16 protein-coding genes are annotated in these 16,421 nt (G+C 72.4%); 8 read left to right on the top strand and 8 right to left on the bottom strand.

Features of this window, described 5'->3' with window-relative positions:
• Positions 1-14: 14 nt before the first annotated feature.
• Positions 15-881, bottom strand: coding sequence for an alpha/beta fold hydrolase (locus tag ACFYPA_RS01400; RefSeq protein WP_389128677.1), 867 nt, complete (start codon positions 879-881; stop codon positions 15-17).
• 75 nt (positions 882-956) lie between these two features.
• Here ACFYPA_RS01400 and ACFYPA_RS01395 point away from each other — a divergent pair, with 75 nt between their 5' ends.
• A complete protein-coding gene (locus tag ACFYPA_RS01395) occupies positions 957-1,814 on the top strand; it encodes a helix-turn-helix domain-containing protein (protein ID WP_359079927.1) in 858 nt (285 codons plus the stop codon).
• On the opposite strand, the gene ACFYPA_RS01390 is transcribed toward ACFYPA_RS01395, so the two are convergent.
• A complete protein-coding gene (locus ACFYPA_RS01390) occupies positions 1,735-2,631 on the bottom strand; it encodes a methyltransferase domain-containing protein (RefSeq protein ID WP_389128674.1) in 897 nt (298 codons plus the stop codon). The genes ACFYPA_RS01395 and ACFYPA_RS01390 overlap by 80 nt on opposite strands.
• Positions 2,632-2,659: 28 nt before the next feature.
• On the opposite strand from ACFYPA_RS01390, the gene ACFYPA_RS01385 reads away from it, so the two are divergent.
• Complete coding sequence (locus ACFYPA_RS01385) at positions 2,660-4,165, top strand: PLP-dependent aminotransferase family protein (protein ID WP_389128672.1); 1,506 nt, start codon at positions 2,660-2,662, stop codon at positions 4,163-4,165.
• Between the two features lie 43 nt (positions 4,166-4,208).
• Here the strand turns inward: ACFYPA_RS01385 and ACFYPA_RS01380 are convergent, their stop codons facing one another.
• Positions 4,209-5,036 (bottom strand): MBL fold metallo-hydrolase, encoded by an 828-nt coding sequence (locus ACFYPA_RS01380; RefSeq protein WP_389129290.1) that lies wholly within the window; start codon positions 5,034-5,036, stop codon positions 4,209-4,211.
• A 322-nt stretch (positions 5,037-5,358) separates the two neighbouring features.
• On the opposite strand from ACFYPA_RS01380, the gene ACFYPA_RS01375 reads away from it, so the two are divergent.
• Both ACFYPA_RS01375 and ACFYPA_RS01370 read left to right on the top strand, forming a co-directional pair.
• Complete coding sequence (locus tag ACFYPA_RS01375) at positions 5,359-5,850, top strand: hypothetical protein (RefSeq protein WP_389128670.1); 492 nt, start codon at positions 5,359-5,361, stop codon at positions 5,848-5,850.
• Positions 5,847-6,212, top strand: a complete 366-nt coding sequence (locus tag ACFYPA_RS01370) for a transcriptional regulator (RefSeq protein WP_389128668.1) — start codon at positions 5,847-5,849, stop codon at positions 6,210-6,212. The genes ACFYPA_RS01375 and ACFYPA_RS01370 overlap by 4 nt, the downstream gene beginning before the upstream one ends.
• Here the strand turns inward: ACFYPA_RS01370 and ACFYPA_RS01365 are convergent.
• A complete protein-coding gene (locus ACFYPA_RS01365) occupies positions 6,194-6,799 on the bottom strand; it encodes an NAD(P)H-dependent oxidoreductase (RefSeq protein WP_359079936.1) in 606 nt (201 codons plus the stop codon). The genes ACFYPA_RS01370 and ACFYPA_RS01365 overlap by 19 nt on opposite strands.
• A gap of 366 nt (positions 6,800-7,165) precedes the next feature.
• Here ACFYPA_RS01365 and ACFYPA_RS01360 point away from each other — a divergent pair, with 366 nt between their 5' ends.
• Together ACFYPA_RS01360 and ACFYPA_RS01355 are read left to right on the top strand one after the other, a co-directional pair.
• Positions 7,166-7,846 (top strand): HemK2/MTQ2 family protein methyltransferase, encoded by a 681-nt coding sequence (locus ACFYPA_RS01360; RefSeq protein WP_359311956.1) that lies wholly within the window; start codon positions 7,166-7,168, stop codon positions 7,844-7,846.
• The gene (locus ACFYPA_RS01355; protein WP_359079940.1) at positions 7,830-8,060 is read left to right on the top strand and encodes a CDGSH iron-sulfur domain-containing protein; all 231 of its coding nucleotides are present in this window, start codon (positions 7,830-7,832) and stop codon (positions 8,058-8,060) included. The genes ACFYPA_RS01360 and ACFYPA_RS01355 overlap by 17 nt, the downstream gene beginning before the upstream one ends.
• Before the next feature lie 103 nt (positions 8,061-8,163).
• On the opposite strand, the gene ACFYPA_RS01350 is transcribed toward ACFYPA_RS01355, so the two are convergent.
• Both ACFYPA_RS01350 and ACFYPA_RS01345 read right to left on the bottom strand, forming a co-directional pair.
• Entirely contained in the window at positions 8,164-8,730 is a 567-nt protein-coding gene (locus tag ACFYPA_RS01350) for a DinB family protein (RefSeq protein WP_389128664.1), read from the bottom strand.
• A 135-nt stretch (positions 8,731-8,865) separates the two neighbouring features.
• A complete protein-coding gene (locus ACFYPA_RS01345) occupies positions 8,866-10,488 on the bottom strand; it encodes a family 20 glycosylhydrolase (protein ID WP_389128661.1) in 1,623 nt (540 codons plus the stop codon).
• Between the two features lie 217 nt (positions 10,489-10,705).
• Here ACFYPA_RS01345 and ACFYPA_RS01340 point away from each other — a divergent pair, with 217 nt between their 5' ends.
• Positions 10,706-12,001, top strand: coding sequence for a family 1 glycosylhydrolase (locus tag ACFYPA_RS01340; protein WP_359079946.1), 1,296 nt, complete (start codon positions 10,706-10,708; stop codon positions 11,999-12,001).
• A 10-nt stretch (positions 12,002-12,011) separates the two neighbouring features.
• Complete coding sequence (locus tag ACFYPA_RS01335; protein WP_359079948.1) at positions 12,012-12,599, top strand: TetR/AcrR family transcriptional regulator; 588 nt, start codon at positions 12,012-12,014, stop codon at positions 12,597-12,599.
• Positions 12,600-12,662: 63 nt separating this feature from the next.
• On the opposite strand, the gene ACFYPA_RS01330 is transcribed toward ACFYPA_RS01335, so the two are convergent.
• Both ACFYPA_RS01330 and ACFYPA_RS01325 read right to left on the bottom strand, forming a co-directional pair.
• Complete coding sequence (locus ACFYPA_RS01330; RefSeq protein WP_389128656.1) at positions 12,663-13,934, bottom strand: serine hydrolase domain-containing protein; 1,272 nt, start codon at positions 13,932-13,934, stop codon at positions 12,663-12,665.
• A gap of 1 nt (position 13,935) precedes the next feature.
• Positions 13,936-16,266, bottom strand: a complete 2,331-nt coding sequence (locus tag ACFYPA_RS01325) for a glycoside hydrolase family 3 C-terminal domain-containing protein (protein ID WP_359351900.1) — start codon at positions 16,264-16,266, stop codon at positions 13,936-13,938.
• Positions 16,267-16,421 lie beyond the last annotated feature (155 nt).

Raw genomic sequence — 16,421 nt, 5'->3', positions numbered from 1 at the left:
CCGGCACGGCGAGGTCAGGTGGTCTTCCGGACGTCCGCGGTGTGCGTCACGGTGAAGGCCAGCAGGAGCGCGGCGGTCCGCGGCGGATCCTCCAGGATGGGGGTATGGCCGACGCCGGGCAGCCATTCGATCTCCGCGCCGGGGACGGCGCGGTAGCTGGCGGCGGACGACGGGCGCCATCTGCGGTCCTGGTCTCCGAAGATCACTCGCAGCGGCATGCCGAGGGCCGCCAGCCGGCCGGGGAGTGCCTGCCGGCTCAGATAGGCGAGGGACGCCTGCATCGACGTGGTGAACGCGCGGCGGGTCATCCCGCGCACTTCGTCCACCAGGTCCTGGGGGATCTCGTACCCCTCGCGGAAGCCGGTGCTCGCGAGTTGGCGGATCTGCTCGTCGGTCGGGGGCCACTGCGAAAGGCCGATCGGTTCGGAGGCCTCCGGTGGAATGAAGGCGTCCAGGCTGGGTCCGGTGTTGATGAGGACGAGTGCGGTCACGAGGCCGGGTCGTTGCTCGGCGAGAGCTGTGGCGGTGTAGCCGCCACTGGAATGGCCGACGACCACGGCGTGCTCGACGCCGAGCAGGTCCAGTGCCGTGCCGACCGCACGCCCCTGAGCGAGGGTCTCGTAGTCGCCGCCGGCCGGTTCGGACGACAGACCGTGCCCGGGCAGGTCGATGCGGATGACGCGGTGGGACGCGGCCAGCAGCGGAACCATCGCAGCCCATGAGCGGGCGGAGGCTGCGGAACCGTGGATGAGGAGGAGCGCCGGGGCGTCGCGAGGGCCGTCCTGGCACACATGGATGTCTCCGGAGTCCAGATGAAGGAGCGATTCCTCGGTTGCCGGGACGTCGCCGTTCGCGTGCGGTTGTCCGTCGTGAGTGGTCATGAGTCCACTGTCACCGTCCTGGGGGCGCCAGTTCTTGGACAAATGTTCCTACACCGGTCCGCGTAGCATGTGACCATGCGCTCCACCGAGAGTGAACGGGACGGACCGGCCGCGTGGGATGTCGCGCGCCCCCTGCGGCCGGGCCGGGTGGTTGGTGCGGACATGGCCGGGTTCGGTGTCCCCGGTCAACTGGGGGGCGGGTTGCGGGTGGTCCCGCACCCTGCCGTGATGCTGATCCTGGAAGTCGGTGCGAGCAGGGCCGTCGTGGACGACGGCGAGGGACGTCAACACCGGGGAAGTGTCGTCGCCGGGCCCGGGTTCGGCTCCGGAGGTGCGGCGCGGGCGTGGGGCGCGCAGGTGGAGTGCGTGCAGGTGCGCCTGTCTCCGGTGGTCGCCCGTACGGTTCTGGGCGAATCCCCGGCAGACCTGGCCGGTGCCATGGTGGTTCTCGACGACCTGTGGGGCCGGGAAGCGTCAAGGGCACGTGAGCAGTTGGGCGAAGCCTCCTCGTGGGAGGAACGGTTCGCGTTGACGGACGCTCTGCTCGCCCGGCGACGTGGGGGCCGGTCGCCGGTGGACCCCGAGGTGGCGTGGGCCTGGGACCGGATTGTCGTCAGCCGCGGCCTCGTCCGGGTCGGCCGGCTGGCGGACGAACTGGGCTGGAGCCGCAAGCGTCTGTGGTCGCGGTTCCACTCCCAGATCGGCATGCCACCCAAGCGCGCCGCCCGGCTGGTCCGGTTCGACCAAGCCGCCCACCGGCTGGTCGCGGGCGTCGGAGTGGCCGAAGTCGCCTCGGCAGGAGGCTACTTCGACCAGTCTCACCTGCATCGGGACGTCATGACGTACACCGGGCTCACTCCGGCGACCGTGGCGGGCGAGCCCTTTCTGACGGTGGACGACACGGCCTGGCCGGATTCACGGCGACGCCCTTGAAGAACGTGTAGTGGAAGCTTCCTCCGTCGCCGGTGGTCCGGTGCAGGTCGGCGATCCCCCGTTCCCACTCGCCCGCGGTGGTGAGGGCCGCGGCCAGCGCCTTGTCCCGAACGGATGCGACCATGGCGATGAAGGTGTTGCGGGTGAAGCCGTCGACCAACGCGGGCCGGGTCCGGTCGGTGTAGACCGTGAGCGGGCGGACCGCGACGTCCTCGTAGCCGGCGCCGGCGAGCAGCGGCTGCAACTGCCGGCCGAGGAGCGCGTCCCCTCCCGAGGCCGCCTGGAGACGGACCTGGCAGCCGATCGCGGCCCGGGCGTACGAGCTGTCGGGGTGGAAGAACGCCGACCCGTGGTCCCCCTCGATCACGGTGATGGTGCCCCCGGGCCGTAGTACGCGTCGCAGCCCGGCCAGCGCCCGCCCGGGGTCCGGCAGGTGTTCCAGGACGAAGCACACGAAGACGTGGTCGAACTCGGCGTCGGCGAAGGGCAGATCGAACACGTCGGCGCGGAGCCACTCCACCTTGGCCTCGGGCACCAGCCCCGCGATGCGGGTGCAGGCCTGGGCGAGAGACTCCTTGGACCGGTCGACCGCGACCATGTGCGCCCGGGGGCTGGAGCGGAGCAGATGGACGGTCTGGGCGCCGATCCCGCAGCCGATCTCCAGTACCCGGCTGTCCGCGGGGTAGGCCGTGCCCGCGTGCAGCAGTTGCGCCAGTGAGTCGGCCTGGTCGCCCAACCGCCTGCCCTCACGCGGTGAGTAGCCATGCACGTAGTCGCCCGCCGGGGCAGCGGCGGAAGAGGTTGTACCTGTGTTCATGCCTCCACTCTGTTGTCACTATGGCCCGATGAACAGATCCAATGGCGGCGCTCCCCACCGGTCCATAACGGCGGGGACCGACTTCCTCCATCTGGCCATCGAGGAGGCACCGGGGGGCGGGAAGTCCGACTGGCTGGCTTCACGGATCCGGCTCGCGCTGGCGGACGGCCGCCTGCCAATGGGAAGCAGGCTGCCCGCCACCCGGGTCCTGGCCGGCGAACTCGGTGTGTCGCGCGGTGTGGTCACCGAGGCCTACCAGCGCCTGATCGAGGACGGGCACCTCGCCGGGCGGGGGCGCAACGGAACGATCGTCGTCGGCGCCCCCGCGGCGGCGCCGAAGTCCCCTGCGCGCACCGCCCCGCCGCTGCCCCGCTCCGTGTTCGCCGCCGCACCCGGCACGGACGTCTTCGACACGATGCGCACGGCCCGGGCACGGATCGACCTCTCCCCGGGGCTCCCCGACCTCGCCGCATTCCCACGAGCGGCGTGGCTGCGTACCGAACGCCACGTCCTCGATCACCTCGCGGCATCCGACCTCGGATACGGAGATCCACGCGGTACACCGGCACTCCGCCGGGCCATCGCGAACTGGATCGCCCGCAACCGGGGCATCAGGGCGGACCCCGACGAGGTCCTCATCGTCGCCGGTACGGCCCAGACGCTCACCCTGCTCGGGCGGGTGCTGCGCGACGACGGCATCACCGCGGTGGCCGTGGAGGACCCTGGCTCCCTCGGAGCCCGCCAGCACCTGCACAACTGCCGGCTGGCCACCCCGCCCGTCGCGGTCGACTCCGAAGGCATACGTGTCGATGAACTGCGCGCCACGGGTGAGGCGGCCGTCCTCCTCACACCCGCGCACCAGTTCCCCACCGGCGTGGTCCTCCGGGGCAGCCGGCGCAGCGAACTGACGCGCTGGGCCCGGGAGGGCGGCGGGCTGATCATCGAGGACGACTACGACGCCGAGCACCGCTACGACCGGACCCCTGTGCCCGCCCTGCGGTCCGTGCTCACCGAGAACGTCGCATACGCCGGAAGCGTCTCGAAGCTCCTCGCGCCGGCCCTGCGCATCGGGTGGGTCCTCGCCCCGCCGCGGTACCGCGACGCCCTCGTGGACGCCAAACGGTTCACCGACCTCGGCAACGCGGCCCTGCCCCAGCTCGTACTGGCCCACTTCATGGAATCGGGCGCGATGGAACGCCAACTGCGCCATCTGCGCCGGCACCACCGCCACCGCCGCGACGCCATGATCAAAGCCATAGGTACGCACTTGCCGAGCGCGATCGTGCACGGCGCCGCGGCCGGCCTGCACCTGACGATCACCTTCGACGCCGAGTTCGCCGACACGGAGCTCGCGGCCATGGCACTCGCCCGCGACGTGAAGGTGCACCCCTTGTCCTGGCACAGCCAGCGGGCCCATCGGCCGGGACTGGTCCTGGGCTACGCCGCGAGCACACCCAGCGACATCGGCGAAGGCGTGGAGACACTCGGGGAGGTGCTGCGCCGAGGCGGCGCCGGCCCCGGGTTCGTACGGTGAATCCCGCGTCCGGCCGAAGGCCCTTCCCACGGCCGCGCCCGGGTCAGGACGGCCAGGGGTCGGCCCGGCTGCCGAGCAGGGGCAGGGCCAGGGCGACCCCGTCGGATGCGGCCTTGCGGGTCAGGAAGTCCATGGTGGCCGGGAAGTCGTCGAGGAAGGTGCGGAAGGGCCTGAGCGGGCGGTCGAGGGGACGGAAGAAGTCGTCCCAGTGGATGGGGACGACGCGCCGGGCGCCGGTGGCCGTGACCAGCCGGTGCCAGTACTCCTCCCGGAACGCCTCGTCCTGCTTGCCGAGTGCGCCGATCCCCAGGTACACGGTGTCGGCGGCGTGGCCGTCGAGGGCGCCGGGCAGGCTGTGCGCGCTGGCGTGGACGAGGAGTTGGTGTGAGCCGTGCCGGACGTGGAGGGTGTAGCAGTCGCCGGTCCGGTAGTCCGTGGCGCGGACCGGAGGCCGCAGCGGCCGGTCGATCCGGCCGGGGGCGATGTCGCCGGGACTGTGGCGGGCGGGCAGGGCGGTGAGCGTGAAGCGCCCGATGGTGAACGGCTCACCGATGACCGCCGGCTGGAACCGGTCGTCGGGGTACCCCTGCCCGCGGGCGATGTTGCGGGTGGACGCGGAGCCGATGAGCCGGGCGCCCGTCATGACGGCCACCTCGGGGGCGTCCAGGGCGTGGTCGTAGTGCGAGTGGACGACGAACACGGCGTCTAGACGGTCGGTTCCGGCCCGGCGCAGGCCGGCGGCGATGCGGGCGCGGTCCGGTCGCAGACGGCCGAACCGCATGCGCAGGAGGCCGGGTCGGCTGAAGAACCCGTCGGTGAGGATCGCGGTGTCGCCGTCGTCGAGCAGGAGTGTGGAGACCCCGAGGAACACGGTGCGCAAAGCTCCCGGGGCAGGCGGAGCCTCAGGCTCGTACAGGTGCGTCCACGGGGCGAGGCTGGGCGCTCGCAGGCCCCGCAGCACGTCCCGCGCGCGAGGCCCGCGGCGATCGGTGCCGGTGTCCATGTCTCGTCCTCGCTCACGTAGGGATGCTGCGCGGCGGGTGCCACGGCGTCAGTATCCACCGGGGGTCGCGGCCCGGGCGACGGTCGTCGTGGGCCCGGCGTCTTCGCGGGGTGTCCCAAGGTGCCGGTACGGGCACTGGCCACCCTCCGAACACTTTCCATACTGGAAACCGTCCACTACTCTTTCCGTTATGGAAACAGACGGGGTGGCGCTGACGCCCGAACAAGCCCGCTCGGCCCTCGCCGACGCCGAACGGGTCCGGGCCTCCGCCGCGGAACTCTCGGCCGCGCCCTGGCCGACCTGGTTCTTCGTCACCCTCACGCTCTACGTCGCGGCGCTCCCGGTCACCTGTGGAGGCATCGCGGCCGAAGCGGACTGGCTGCTGCCGCGCCCCGCCTGGCTGGGCGTCATGCTGGCGATCACCGCGGTGTACGGGGCGCTCCTCGCCGTCGCGGCCAGGGCGTGGCGCGACAGGACCGGGGTGGCGCTGCGGTGGGACGTGCTGCCGAAGCGGGCGACCGTGCCGCTTGCCGCCGGACTGCCGGTGCTGCTGGTGGGGGCGGCGTTCGCGTTCCGGGTCACGGGGTGGCCGGGATGGCTGCTCGCGGCCTCGCTGATGAGTGCCGCCGTGTCCGTCGGCTTCCACCTCGCCTTCGTCCGCCTGCACCGGAAGACCGCGTGAGCGCCGAACCCCCCGCCCCGCTGGACGGATTCGACGGCACGGTCCACGCCCCGAACCGGCTGCGCGTCTGTGCCCTGCTGGACACCGCCGGCGAGGCGGAGTTCGGACTGGTCCAGAAGCAACTCGGCCTCTCCGCCTCGGTGCTGAGCAAGCACGTCACCGTACTGATGGAGGCCGGGTACGTCGAGCAGCGCAAAGCCGTCCGCGACACGCGGCAACGCGTGTGGCTCCGGCTGACCCGGCAGGGGCGGGCCGCCTACCGCGGGCACCTGGCGGCGCTGCGGGCGATCGTGGGGTCCGGCATCGAGGCGGCTCCCGGCTACGACAGGGACGGGTCTCCCGGCTACGACACGGACGGGTAAGGGTTCTCCGCGAGCACCTTGGCGAGGTGCGCCGCATTGACGGCCAAGGTGTGGGTCGTGGCGGCGACCGCCTCGGGAGTCTCGTCCAGGTCCTGGTAGTCCGTGCCGTGCTGCGCCTCGCCGACCCAGTAGGACACGGCTCCGGGCGACAGGGTGAAGCCCAGGTCGTTGAGCCCCTGGAAGAGATCGGCGCTGACCTTGTGCGCCCCGTCCTCGTTCCCGACCACAGCGGCGAGGCCCACCTTGCCGGAGGTCAGCTGCCTGCCCTCGTCGTCGGTCTCGGAGATGTCGGCGTTCAGCCGCTCCAGCACGCGCTGGCACACGCTGGAGGGATGCCCGAGCCAGATGGGGGTGGCCACCAGCAGGATGTCCGCGGCCAGCACCTTACGGCGCAGCGCGGGCCACGCGTCGTTGTCACCCATGTCCTGCGCGACCCCCGGCCGCACGTCGTGGTCGACCACGCGTACGGTCTCTCCCTGCACGCCGAGGCCTGACAGCTCCGCCATGATCTGATCCGCCAGGAGCTGGCTGCTGGAGGGCTTCGGGGACGGAGACAGGGTGCAGACGAGAGCGAGAGCGCGTGCCATGTCGATGTACTCCTTCGGATGCCGTACACGGGACGGTCGCCCCGCCGGAACGTGAGGGGTGGCCGCAGCGCACCCCACAGGTGGCCGGGCAGGGCCCGGCCACCCTTCACGTGGTGCCGTATACCCGGTGCCGTGCGTGGCAGGCGGCACGTCCCCCGAATGCCCGCAAGCGCGGCGGCGAGGGGGCCCTCCGGCCGGGCCACGGCGCCCCGGCATGCGACAGCGGACCCGGGGCAGGAGCCCGGGGACCCCGTCGCTCGAGTGGCGGTGGACCGCAGGCACGCCGAGTCTGAGAGAGGTGGGCACGCGCCCGGCGAGGCGGAAGACGACGACCCGTTCCCGTTCGTACCCACGTGGAGGCTCCGGATGACGACTGCTGCCGCACCCCCCATCGACCTGGGGAACCTGTGGACCCTGCCAGGGGTCTACGCGCCCCAGGCCGACACCTACCTGCTGGCACAGGCGCTCCGCGCCGAAGGGATCACGGCGGACACGGACGTCCTGGACGTCTGCACGGGAAGCGGCGCGCTCGCCGTACTGGCCGCACGGATGGGGGCGCGGGTGGCTGCCACCGACATCTCCTGGCGCGCGGTGCTCACCGCACGGATGAACGCCGCCCGCGCGGGGCAAAGCGTCCGGGTGCTGCACGGCGACCTCACCGGACCGGTCGCCCGGCACCGCTTCGACGTGGTGGTGAGCAATCCGCCGTACGTCCCCGCTCCCCACCCCCACCGCAGTCACCGGCCATCGGTCGCCTGGGACGCCGGGCAGGGCGGACGGCAGGCCGTCGACCGGATCTGCGCCCACGCCAGGGACGTGCTGCGCCCGCACGGTGTGCTGCTCATGGTGCACTCCGGACTGTGCGGCGTCGAGGAGTCACTGACGCGGCTGACCGATACCGGTCTGCGCTGTTCGGTGACGCACCGCTCCCACGTCCCCTTCGGGCCGGTGCTCACCCAGAGGCTCCCCTGGCTGCGCGCCCGGGGTCTGCTCGGCGCCGATGAGGAGACGGAAGAACTGGTGGTCATTCGTGCCGAACGAAGCTGAACGTGCCAGGCGCGTGAGCGTCGACCGCAACGGCCCGATCCTGATCGAGGGACCGGTGGAGATCGTGCGGGAGGACGGGACGGTCGCCACCTCCGACCGCTTCGTCGTCGCCGTGTGCACCTGTCGGCGCAGCCGCATCTACCCGTGGTGCGACACCAGCCACCGCCGCCACTCACGACCTCCCGGGAACGGGCCGGAAGGTGAGGGCGGCTGACCTCGGCGGAGCAGGACCGCCTCCGGCCGTTCCCGACGTGGCGCCGGACCCCTTCTGAGGCCGCCGGCAGGGCGTCCCCCCTTCCGGGCTTGCGGGGGCCGTGCTACTGCCCCACCCGCCCGTCGACACACTCGCGCAGCAGATCGGCGTGCCCGCAGTGGCGCGCGTACTCGTCGATCCTGTGCACCATCAGCTCCCGGACCGCGATGCCGTCCTTCCCCAGGCGCTCGCCCAGATCGGGGTGCTCGGCCAGCGCGGCGTCCAACTCGCCCTGTTCGCGCGCCAGATCGGTGAAGGCGCCGTCCACGACTGCCTGATCGGCGACAGCCTCGTCGAAGTCCGCGTCACTCCCGCCGTACAGCTTCGGCAGCGGATCGCCGTCGCTGATCCAGTTGCGCCAATCCCTTTCCACTTCTGCCAGGTGCCGCACCAGCCCGAGCAGCGACATCGTCGACGGCGGCACCGACCGACGGGCCAACTGCTCCGGGCTCAGGCCCTCGCACTTCATCCGCAGTGTGAGGCGGTAGTCCCGCAGGAAGTCCTGCAACGTCGCAAGCTCACCTTCCGGGCCGGCCCCCGTGCCGTTGCTGTTGCGGGGGTCGTCGTCCGGGTCGGCCCACATGTCGGGATAGACAGTGGCCCGGGTCCATCGTGCGGGTTGCTCGCTCATGCGCGTCATGTTCGTTCGTGAGACGTGAGACCGCCACTGGATTTCCCCGCACGCCCGCAGTGGACGCCCCTCAGGATGGCCGGGCCCGGGCCGCAAACGGGGCCGGGGTGCGGCGGCCCGGCCCGCGAGCAGCGGCTACCCGGCCCAGGGGACCTCGGTGGTGGCGAAGTGGGCCAGCCCCCGCTCGTTCCACATCCGCCCGTGCCGGCCCAGGCGCTCGCGGTACTCCGCCCACTCGGGGGCGCGCCCGCACCACGCGGCCTCCGCCACCGATGCCAGCCGGGGCAGGAGCAGGACGGTGACGTCGTCGAAGCCCTCGAACCGCTCGGCGAACAGCGTCGCTTCGACCCCCGCGACGCAGTCGTCCGGGATCGCGTACGCGGCCGGTTCCCAGGACGCGGCGTGCTCGACGCCCCGGGGCCGGTAGCTGTCGAAGCCCAGGCTCTCGGCGGCCTCGGTCTGTTCGGGCGGTGCGAACCGGGTCGCGTACGGGCGGTCCAGGTACAGATGGGACTGGGGCGAGAGCAGCACCCGCCCGCCGCCCTCGACGACCCGCGCGACATCCTGGTCCGTGGGGGCGAAGAACTTCTTGAGTGTCTTGATGAAGGCCAGGGTCTGGCCCGCCGCGACGAGTTCGGGGCGGGCGGCGAGTTCCTCCTCGGTGTCGGGCAGGTCCATCATGGGGACGTCCACCCAGTGCTGGACGATGTCCCGCGGGTCGATGCCGGCGCGGGAGGACTCCTGCCAGGCGACGGGGTTCTTGCCGAACTGGCGCACGAGCGTGCGTAGTTCGCGTACGGACGCGGCGAAGCTCTCCGCCGTCGCGCCGAACGCCTCGTCCGCTCCGACGTGGACGAAGGGGCCGTCCGTCAGCGCGCAGACCTCCGCGAGCAGCCGGGCGACCGTGGCGCGGGTCGCTCCGTCAGTCAGGTCGAGCGGCGGGACGAAGGGGAAGCGCCCCTTGAGTCCGGCCGGGGCCGGCGCCTCCGCGAGCCCCGGCACCGCTTCCCTGAGCATGCCGCAGTGGCCCGGAAGGTCGATCTCGGGGACGACGGTGACGAAGCGCCGGGCCGCGTACTCCTGCAGCGACCGGAACTCGGCCACCGTGTAGAACGCGCGAACCGGTGCCTCGCCGGCGGCCGACGTGAGCCTGGGGAAGCTCGGCAGCTCGATGCGCCAGCCTTCGTTGTCCGTGAGGTGCAGGTGCAGCACATTGAGCTTGTAGAGCGCCGCGAGGTCGATGATCCGACGCAGTTCGTCCGGGGTGAGGAAGGTGCGGGCCGGGTCCACCATGAGCCCGCGCCAGGCGTATCGCGGGGCGTCCGTCACCTCCTGGAAGGGGAGTTCGCCGCCCGCCCCGGCCGTGGCGATCAGCTGGACCGCCGACGTCGCGGCCCGGAACACCCCTTCGACGGTGCGTGCCCGGCACTCGATGCCGTTCGCGGTGACCCTGAGCCGGTACGCCTCGTCGGCCGGGTGCGCGCCGCCGTCCGGGGCGACGCCCACGGTGGTGCGCGCGGCGGCGGCCGGAGGCGCGTCGTCGAGGGCGAGGACCAGTACGTGGGCGGCCGGGTCGTCGCTTCCGGCGGGCAGCAGGCGGCCGGGCAGGTGCGGTGCGAGCAGCTCCCGCAGGGTTTCCGCGAGCTGCTCCGGTACGGGACCGGCCGCCGCGATCCGCCAGGGGCCCGTGGCATGCGGTTCCCCCTCGCCGCGGCGAGGAACCGGCTCTGCGGAGGCGTGGGGGATGACGGCGTTCATGGAACTTCTCCCTGTGCGCGGGCGGGTCAGGGAGCCGGAGCGGCGTTGTCAGGTCCGGCGCTCCGGCCCGCTGGGCTTCGGTGCGGCCCCCGGAGCGAGTTCGGCTCAGCCGCCTCTTCTCCCGTACCGCTGCCACCTGTACGCTAACACGAAAACCGATCAATGAACGCTTTTTGCGGAGTGGGCGAGTCCCGTTCCGAGCGAAAGGAGAACCCCGATGGTGTACGCGGCCGGACCCGGTCCCGCTCTGCCGGAAGGCTTCCTCATGGGCGCCTCGACGTCGGCCCACCAGATCGAGGGGAACAACGTCTCCAGTGACTGGTGGAGTCTGGAGAACCGCCCCGGCGGCTTCGTCGCCGAGCCCAGCGGGGACGCGGCGGACAGCTTCCACCGGTGGCCCGAGGACATGGACCTGCTGCGCGAACTCGGCTTCGGAGCCTATCGGTTCAGCATCGAGTGGGCCCGGATCGAGCCGCGGCGGGGCATGATCTCGCGGGCGTCCCTGGAGCACTACCGGGCCATGGTGCGCGGCGCACTGGAGCGGGGCCTGGAACCGGTGGTGACGCTCCATCACTTCACGTCGCCGCACTGGTTCAGCGAACTCGGGGGCTGGACCGCGCCGGAGGCGCCCGAACTGTTCGCGTCCTATGCCCGCACGGTCGCCGACATCCTGCGCGAAGGCGTCCGGTACGTGGCCACGATCAACGAACCGAACATGATGGCCCTGATGTACGCCCTGAGGAGTCATGCCGCCGAGCACGGCTGGGAGAGTGTCGCGTCCGGTTCGCCCACGGCCCGCGAAGGGGGAGCGGCCGCCGTCGACCCGGCCTCGCTGGAACCCGATCCCGCGGTGGTGCGGGCGCTCGTGGAGGCCCACCGGGCCGCGACCGGAGTTCTGAAGGAAGAGGTCCCGCACCTGCGGGTCGGCTGGACCGTCGCCAACCAGGTCTACCAGGCCGAGCCAGGCGCCGAGGAAGCGACGGCCGCCTACGCGTGGCCGCGTGAGGACGTGTACCTCGAAGCGGCCCGCGAGGACGACTGGATCGGCGTCCAGGCGTACACGCGTCACCGCATGGACGTGGGCGGGACCCTTCCGCCGCCCGCCGGGGCCGAGACGACACTGACCGGGTGGGAGGTCTACCCCGAGGCGCTCGGCGAGGCCGTCCGGCACACGGCGGAGGTCGTCGGCCCGCACGTACCCGTCATCGTCACCGAGAACGGCATCGCCACCGAGGACGACGAGCAGCGCATCGCCTACACGGCCGCCGCGCTCACGAGCCTGGGGGAGGCGATGCGCGACGGCATCGACGTCCGCGGATACCTGCACTGGAGCGCCCTGGACAACTACGAGTGGGGTACCTACCGGCCCACGTTCGGACTCATCGCGGTCGACCGCACCACGTTCGCCCGCTCGCCCAAGGAATCGGCGCGCTGGCTCGGCGCGCTGTCCCGGGCCGGCCGGCTGCCGGACCCCGCGGCGCTCGGCTCGGTCACCGTGCCGTCCGGGCGTTAGGGTAACCGGCATGGCGAAACGGGGCCCGTACGAGAAGGGCGAGGCCAAGCGCAGCGAGATCCTGCACGCGGCACTGGAGATCTTCGCGGCGGAGGGGTACCGGGGTACCTCTCTGCGCAAGGTGGCGGCCAAGTGCAATCTCAGCCTGCCCGGGCTGATGCACTACTTCGACTCGAAGGAGGACCTGCTCACCCAGGTCCTGCGCATGCGCGACGAAACGGCGCGGGTGCGGCAGGTGGAGCGCGACGATCCGAAGAGCTACCGCGAAATCATCCGGGAAGGCGCGAAGACGCCCGGTCTGGTCGAGCTGTTCGTGTCCATGGCCGCAGCCGCCAGCGATCCGGCGCATCCCGCGCACGCACACTTCGCCGAGCGCTACCCGGTACTGAGGGAGCGCGTGGCGGACTTCGTCCGGGCGAGGGCGGACGAAGGACGCATCCGTACGTCCATTCCCCCGGAGCGGCTGGCCGTCCTCCTGATCGCCGTGGCCGACGGGATCCAGCTGCAGTGGCTGATCGACCGGTCGACGGACATGGAACAGCCCATCGAGGACCTCATGCGGATCCTCGATCCGCGCGAGGAGCCCGGCGAGGCCTGAAACGAAGAACCGGTCAGGTGGGGCGGGCCGGATGGTCGCGGCCTGCCCCACCTGCGTGGAGTCTCAGCCCCGCACCGGCTCGGTTGCCGCGGTCACCACGGCCCCGGTCCAGTCCCCCCAGCGCGGATCGGGGCCTGCCGCCGGCTCCCAGGACATCGCCGTACAGACGTACCCCACGGCCAGGCCGCTCTCCGGGCAGGCCATGCCCAGCCGCCCGCCCGCCCCCGCATGACCGAACGACCCCGCGCCCAGCATCGGCAGACCGGGTCGGGGCAGCTCGAAGCCGAGCCCGAAGCGGGAGCGGCCCGAGCCGTCGCCGCCGTCGAGAGGGGGCGGGGGCGCCAGGTGCTCGTTGCGCGGGGCCCGGGCCCGGGCCCGGTCGACCGTCCGCGGGGACAGCAGCCGCACACCGTCGACCGTTCCGACGAGTGCGGCATACAACCGGGACAAGGACCGGGCGTTGCCGATGCCTCCGGCGCCCGGCAACTCGGCGGCGCGCCCCTGCCGGGTCATCAGCGCCGCGGTCGCGGCCGCCAGTTCCGCAGCCGACGCACGAAGTGCGAGGGACAGCGGGTCGGCGGGGGAGAGGCCGAGACCTGCGAGGAGGTCGCGGATCTGCTCCTGAGTCGGCTCCGGACGGACGGAGAACTGCGGGACGAACCGGTGTTCCGCCTCCTGCGGCAGCCCGATCCACAGGTCGAGGCCGAGCGGCGCCGCCACCTCGGCGGCGAAGAAGGCCCCGACGCTCACCCCGCTCACCCGGCGGATGACCTCGCCGGCCAGGTGGCCGTATGTGAGCGCGTGGTAGAGGAACGCGGACCCGGGCTCCCACAGCGGCCGCATCGCCGCCAGTTCCGTGACACGGCTGTCCCAGTCCAGGAGCCCGGGCAGCCCGACCCCCGCCGCGTCGGAGGCGAAGGAGGGCAACCCGGCCCGGTGGGTGAGGAGATCGGCCACCGTCGTCGCGCCCTTTCCCGCTGCGGCGAACTCCGGCCAGTAACGGGCCACGGGCGCGTCCAGGTCCAGCATGCCGCGCCGGCTCAGCAGGTGTGCGCAGACGGCGACGAGCCCCTTCGTGACGGACATCAGCACGCCGACCGACTCCGTCCCGTAAGGTGCCGGCCCGACGGCCTCCGGGCCCGCCGAGGCGCGGTCGACCGGCGCCCGGCCGGCCACCCCCGGGCCGGCGGCCGCGAGGTCCACCACCAGCCGCCCATGGTGGTGGACGGCCAGTTGCGCCGAGCCGGGGTCGTACGCCTGGCCCCGGGCGAAGGCATCGCGTACCGCCTCCCAGCCGGGCGCCACCTGCCCGCTGACCGTGGCTCCGCCTGCCATGTCAGGCGCCTCGCCGTTCCAGGTCCTCAGCCATGCGCGCCTCGACCTCGTCGGCCAGTTCACCCAGGCTCGACGGCGGTACGGGGCTCTGCGGGAACTCGCAGATGACGTCGAGCGGTACGCCCGCGAGGAAGCGCCGCATCACCGGATCCGCCAGGGCGCCCCCGCCCTCCTGGGACGCCTCCGCGCGGGCGCGGGCGAACAACTCACCGAGCAGCGGCCCGCCCACCGGGTGTTCGAGCCACTCCGCGAGGGTGTTGCGGCCGGTCAGGCGGATCTTCGACGGATCACCCTCGACGTCCACCTCGACGGAGCCGCGGATGTCGCGCGAGGACGCGCCGGCTTCGAGGCGGTAGCGGCCGCCCTCGACCTTCCAGCCGTGCTCCCGCTCGCTGAAGTACGCCAGATCGTGCCGTGCCACCTCCACGACCACCTCCCGGCTCTCCCCGGCCTCCAGGAACAGCGAGACGAACCCGCGCAGTTCGCGTACGGGACGCAGGATCCGTGAGTCCGCCGGGCCGGCGCTGTAGATCTGGACGATCTCGCGACCGGCCCGGGCACCGGTGTTGGTGACGGTCAGTCCGACGCGGAACACGCCGTCGGCCTCGTCCACGCGCAGGCCGTCGTAGCCGAACGTCGTGTAGGAGAGGCCGTGGCCGAACGGGAAGGCGACCTCGGAGCGGCGGGCGTCGTAGCCGCGGTATCCGACGAAGACGCCCTCGCCGTACCGGGCCCTGCCCTCCTCGCCGGGGAACGACGGGTGACTGGGGGAGTCCTCCAGTCGCAGCGGTACGGTCTCCGCGAGCTTGCCGGACGGGTTGACGGAACCGAACAGCACCCGGGCGAGCGCGCCGCCGCCCGCCTGGCCGAGCAGCCACCCCTCGACGAGGGCGGGCACCCGTTCCTGCCAGGGGGCCGTGCGCACCACACCCCCGTTGGACAGCACCACCACGACGCGGGGGTTGACCGCCAGCACCCGCTCCAACAGCTCGGTCTGGGCGGCGGGAAGGTCGATGTGCTCGCGGTCGAAGCCCTCCGACTCGTCCTGCGGAGGCAGCCCCAGGAACAGCACGACTGTCTGACTGTCCGCCGCCAGGCGCACCGCGTCCTGCGCCAGTTGGTCTTCGGTGGCCGCGACCTCGGTGCCCGGGAGGGCGTACCCGGCGGCGAAGCGCACGTCGGCGCCGGTGGCCAGCTCGCGCAGGCTGTCCAGGGGTACGTCGAGCCGGGTCGGGGTCACCTGCGAGCTGCCGGCCCCCTGGAACCGTGGCGTGCGGGCGAACTCACCGATCACGGCCAGACGGCCGGCGGCCGGGTCCAGTGGCAGCAGCGCCGAGTCGTTCTTGAGGAGCACGACGCACTGGTCGGCCGCCGTGCCGGCCAGACGATGATGACCGTCCACGTATCCGTGCGCGTCCACGTCGAGGGGCCCCGAGGAGCCGGCCGGGTCCGTCGTGCGCTGTGCGAAGCGGACGAGCCGTTCGACGGCGAGGTCGAGGACCTCCTCGTCCAGTGCGCCCGACTCGGCGGCGGCGGCCACCTCCAGGTCAGTCCTTCCGCCGGTACCCGGCATCTGGAGGTCGAGTCCGGCGCGCAGGGCGGCGACCCGGTTCCGCACCGCTCCCCAGTCGGACATGACGATCCCGTCGAAGCCCCACTCTCCGCGCAGAATGCCGGTCAGCAGGCGGGCGTTCTCCGACACGGGGACGCCGTTGACGCCGTTGTAGGAGGCCATGACCGACCAGGGGCGGTCGCGGCGGACGACGCGTTCGAAGGCGCGCAGGTAGATCTCCCGCAGCGGGCGCTCGTCGATGTCGGCGCTGACCCGCATCCGGTCCGTTTCCTGGTTGTTGGCGGCATAGTGCTTGAGCGCCGCTCCCACCCCGGCGTTCTGCAGCCCGCGCACCATGGCGCCGCCGAGTTCGGACGAGACGAGGGGGTCCTCGGAGAAGTACTCGAAGTTGCGCCCGCACAGGGGCGACCGCTTGATGTTGATGCCGGGGCCGAGCACGACCCGGACACCGTACGCCGTGGCCTCGGCCGCGATCGCGCCGGCGACCTGCTCGGCGAGCTCCGGGTTCCAGCTGCTGCCGAGGGCGACGGCGGGCGGGAAGCAGGTCGCGGGGGCGGCGCTGTGCAGGTCGAGCTGGCCGCCGTCACCGCTCTCCTTGGGCAGGCGCAGGCCGTGCGGGCCGTCGGACATGGTGACGGCGGGAGCGAAGGCGGCCGAGGACTCCTGAGTGACGAAGTCCCCGGCCCCGCTGGTCAGTGCGGCCTTCTCGGTGAGGGAGAGCGCGTTGGCGGGCGACGGGCGGGACGGGTTCTGAGGCATACGGCGTACCTATCAGGCTTTCGTAGGAGCGGGGGCGCGCGGTGCGGGCCTTCGTCGGGAGGGGCCGGCGGCGGACGCGGCGTGCGCGGGCTGTGCGCGGATCGTGCCGGCTCGGCGATCCGGTACCGCGAATCGGGGCAGGACGGCATGCGACC

Source organism: Streptomyces sp. NPDC005775 (genome assembly GCF_042871565.1).
Taxonomy (GTDB): Bacteria; Actinomycetota; Actinomycetes; order Streptomycetales; family Streptomycetaceae; genus Streptomyces.
Note: the sequence above shows the minus strand (reverse complement) of the source record. Positions and strands in the feature narration are given on the sequence as shown.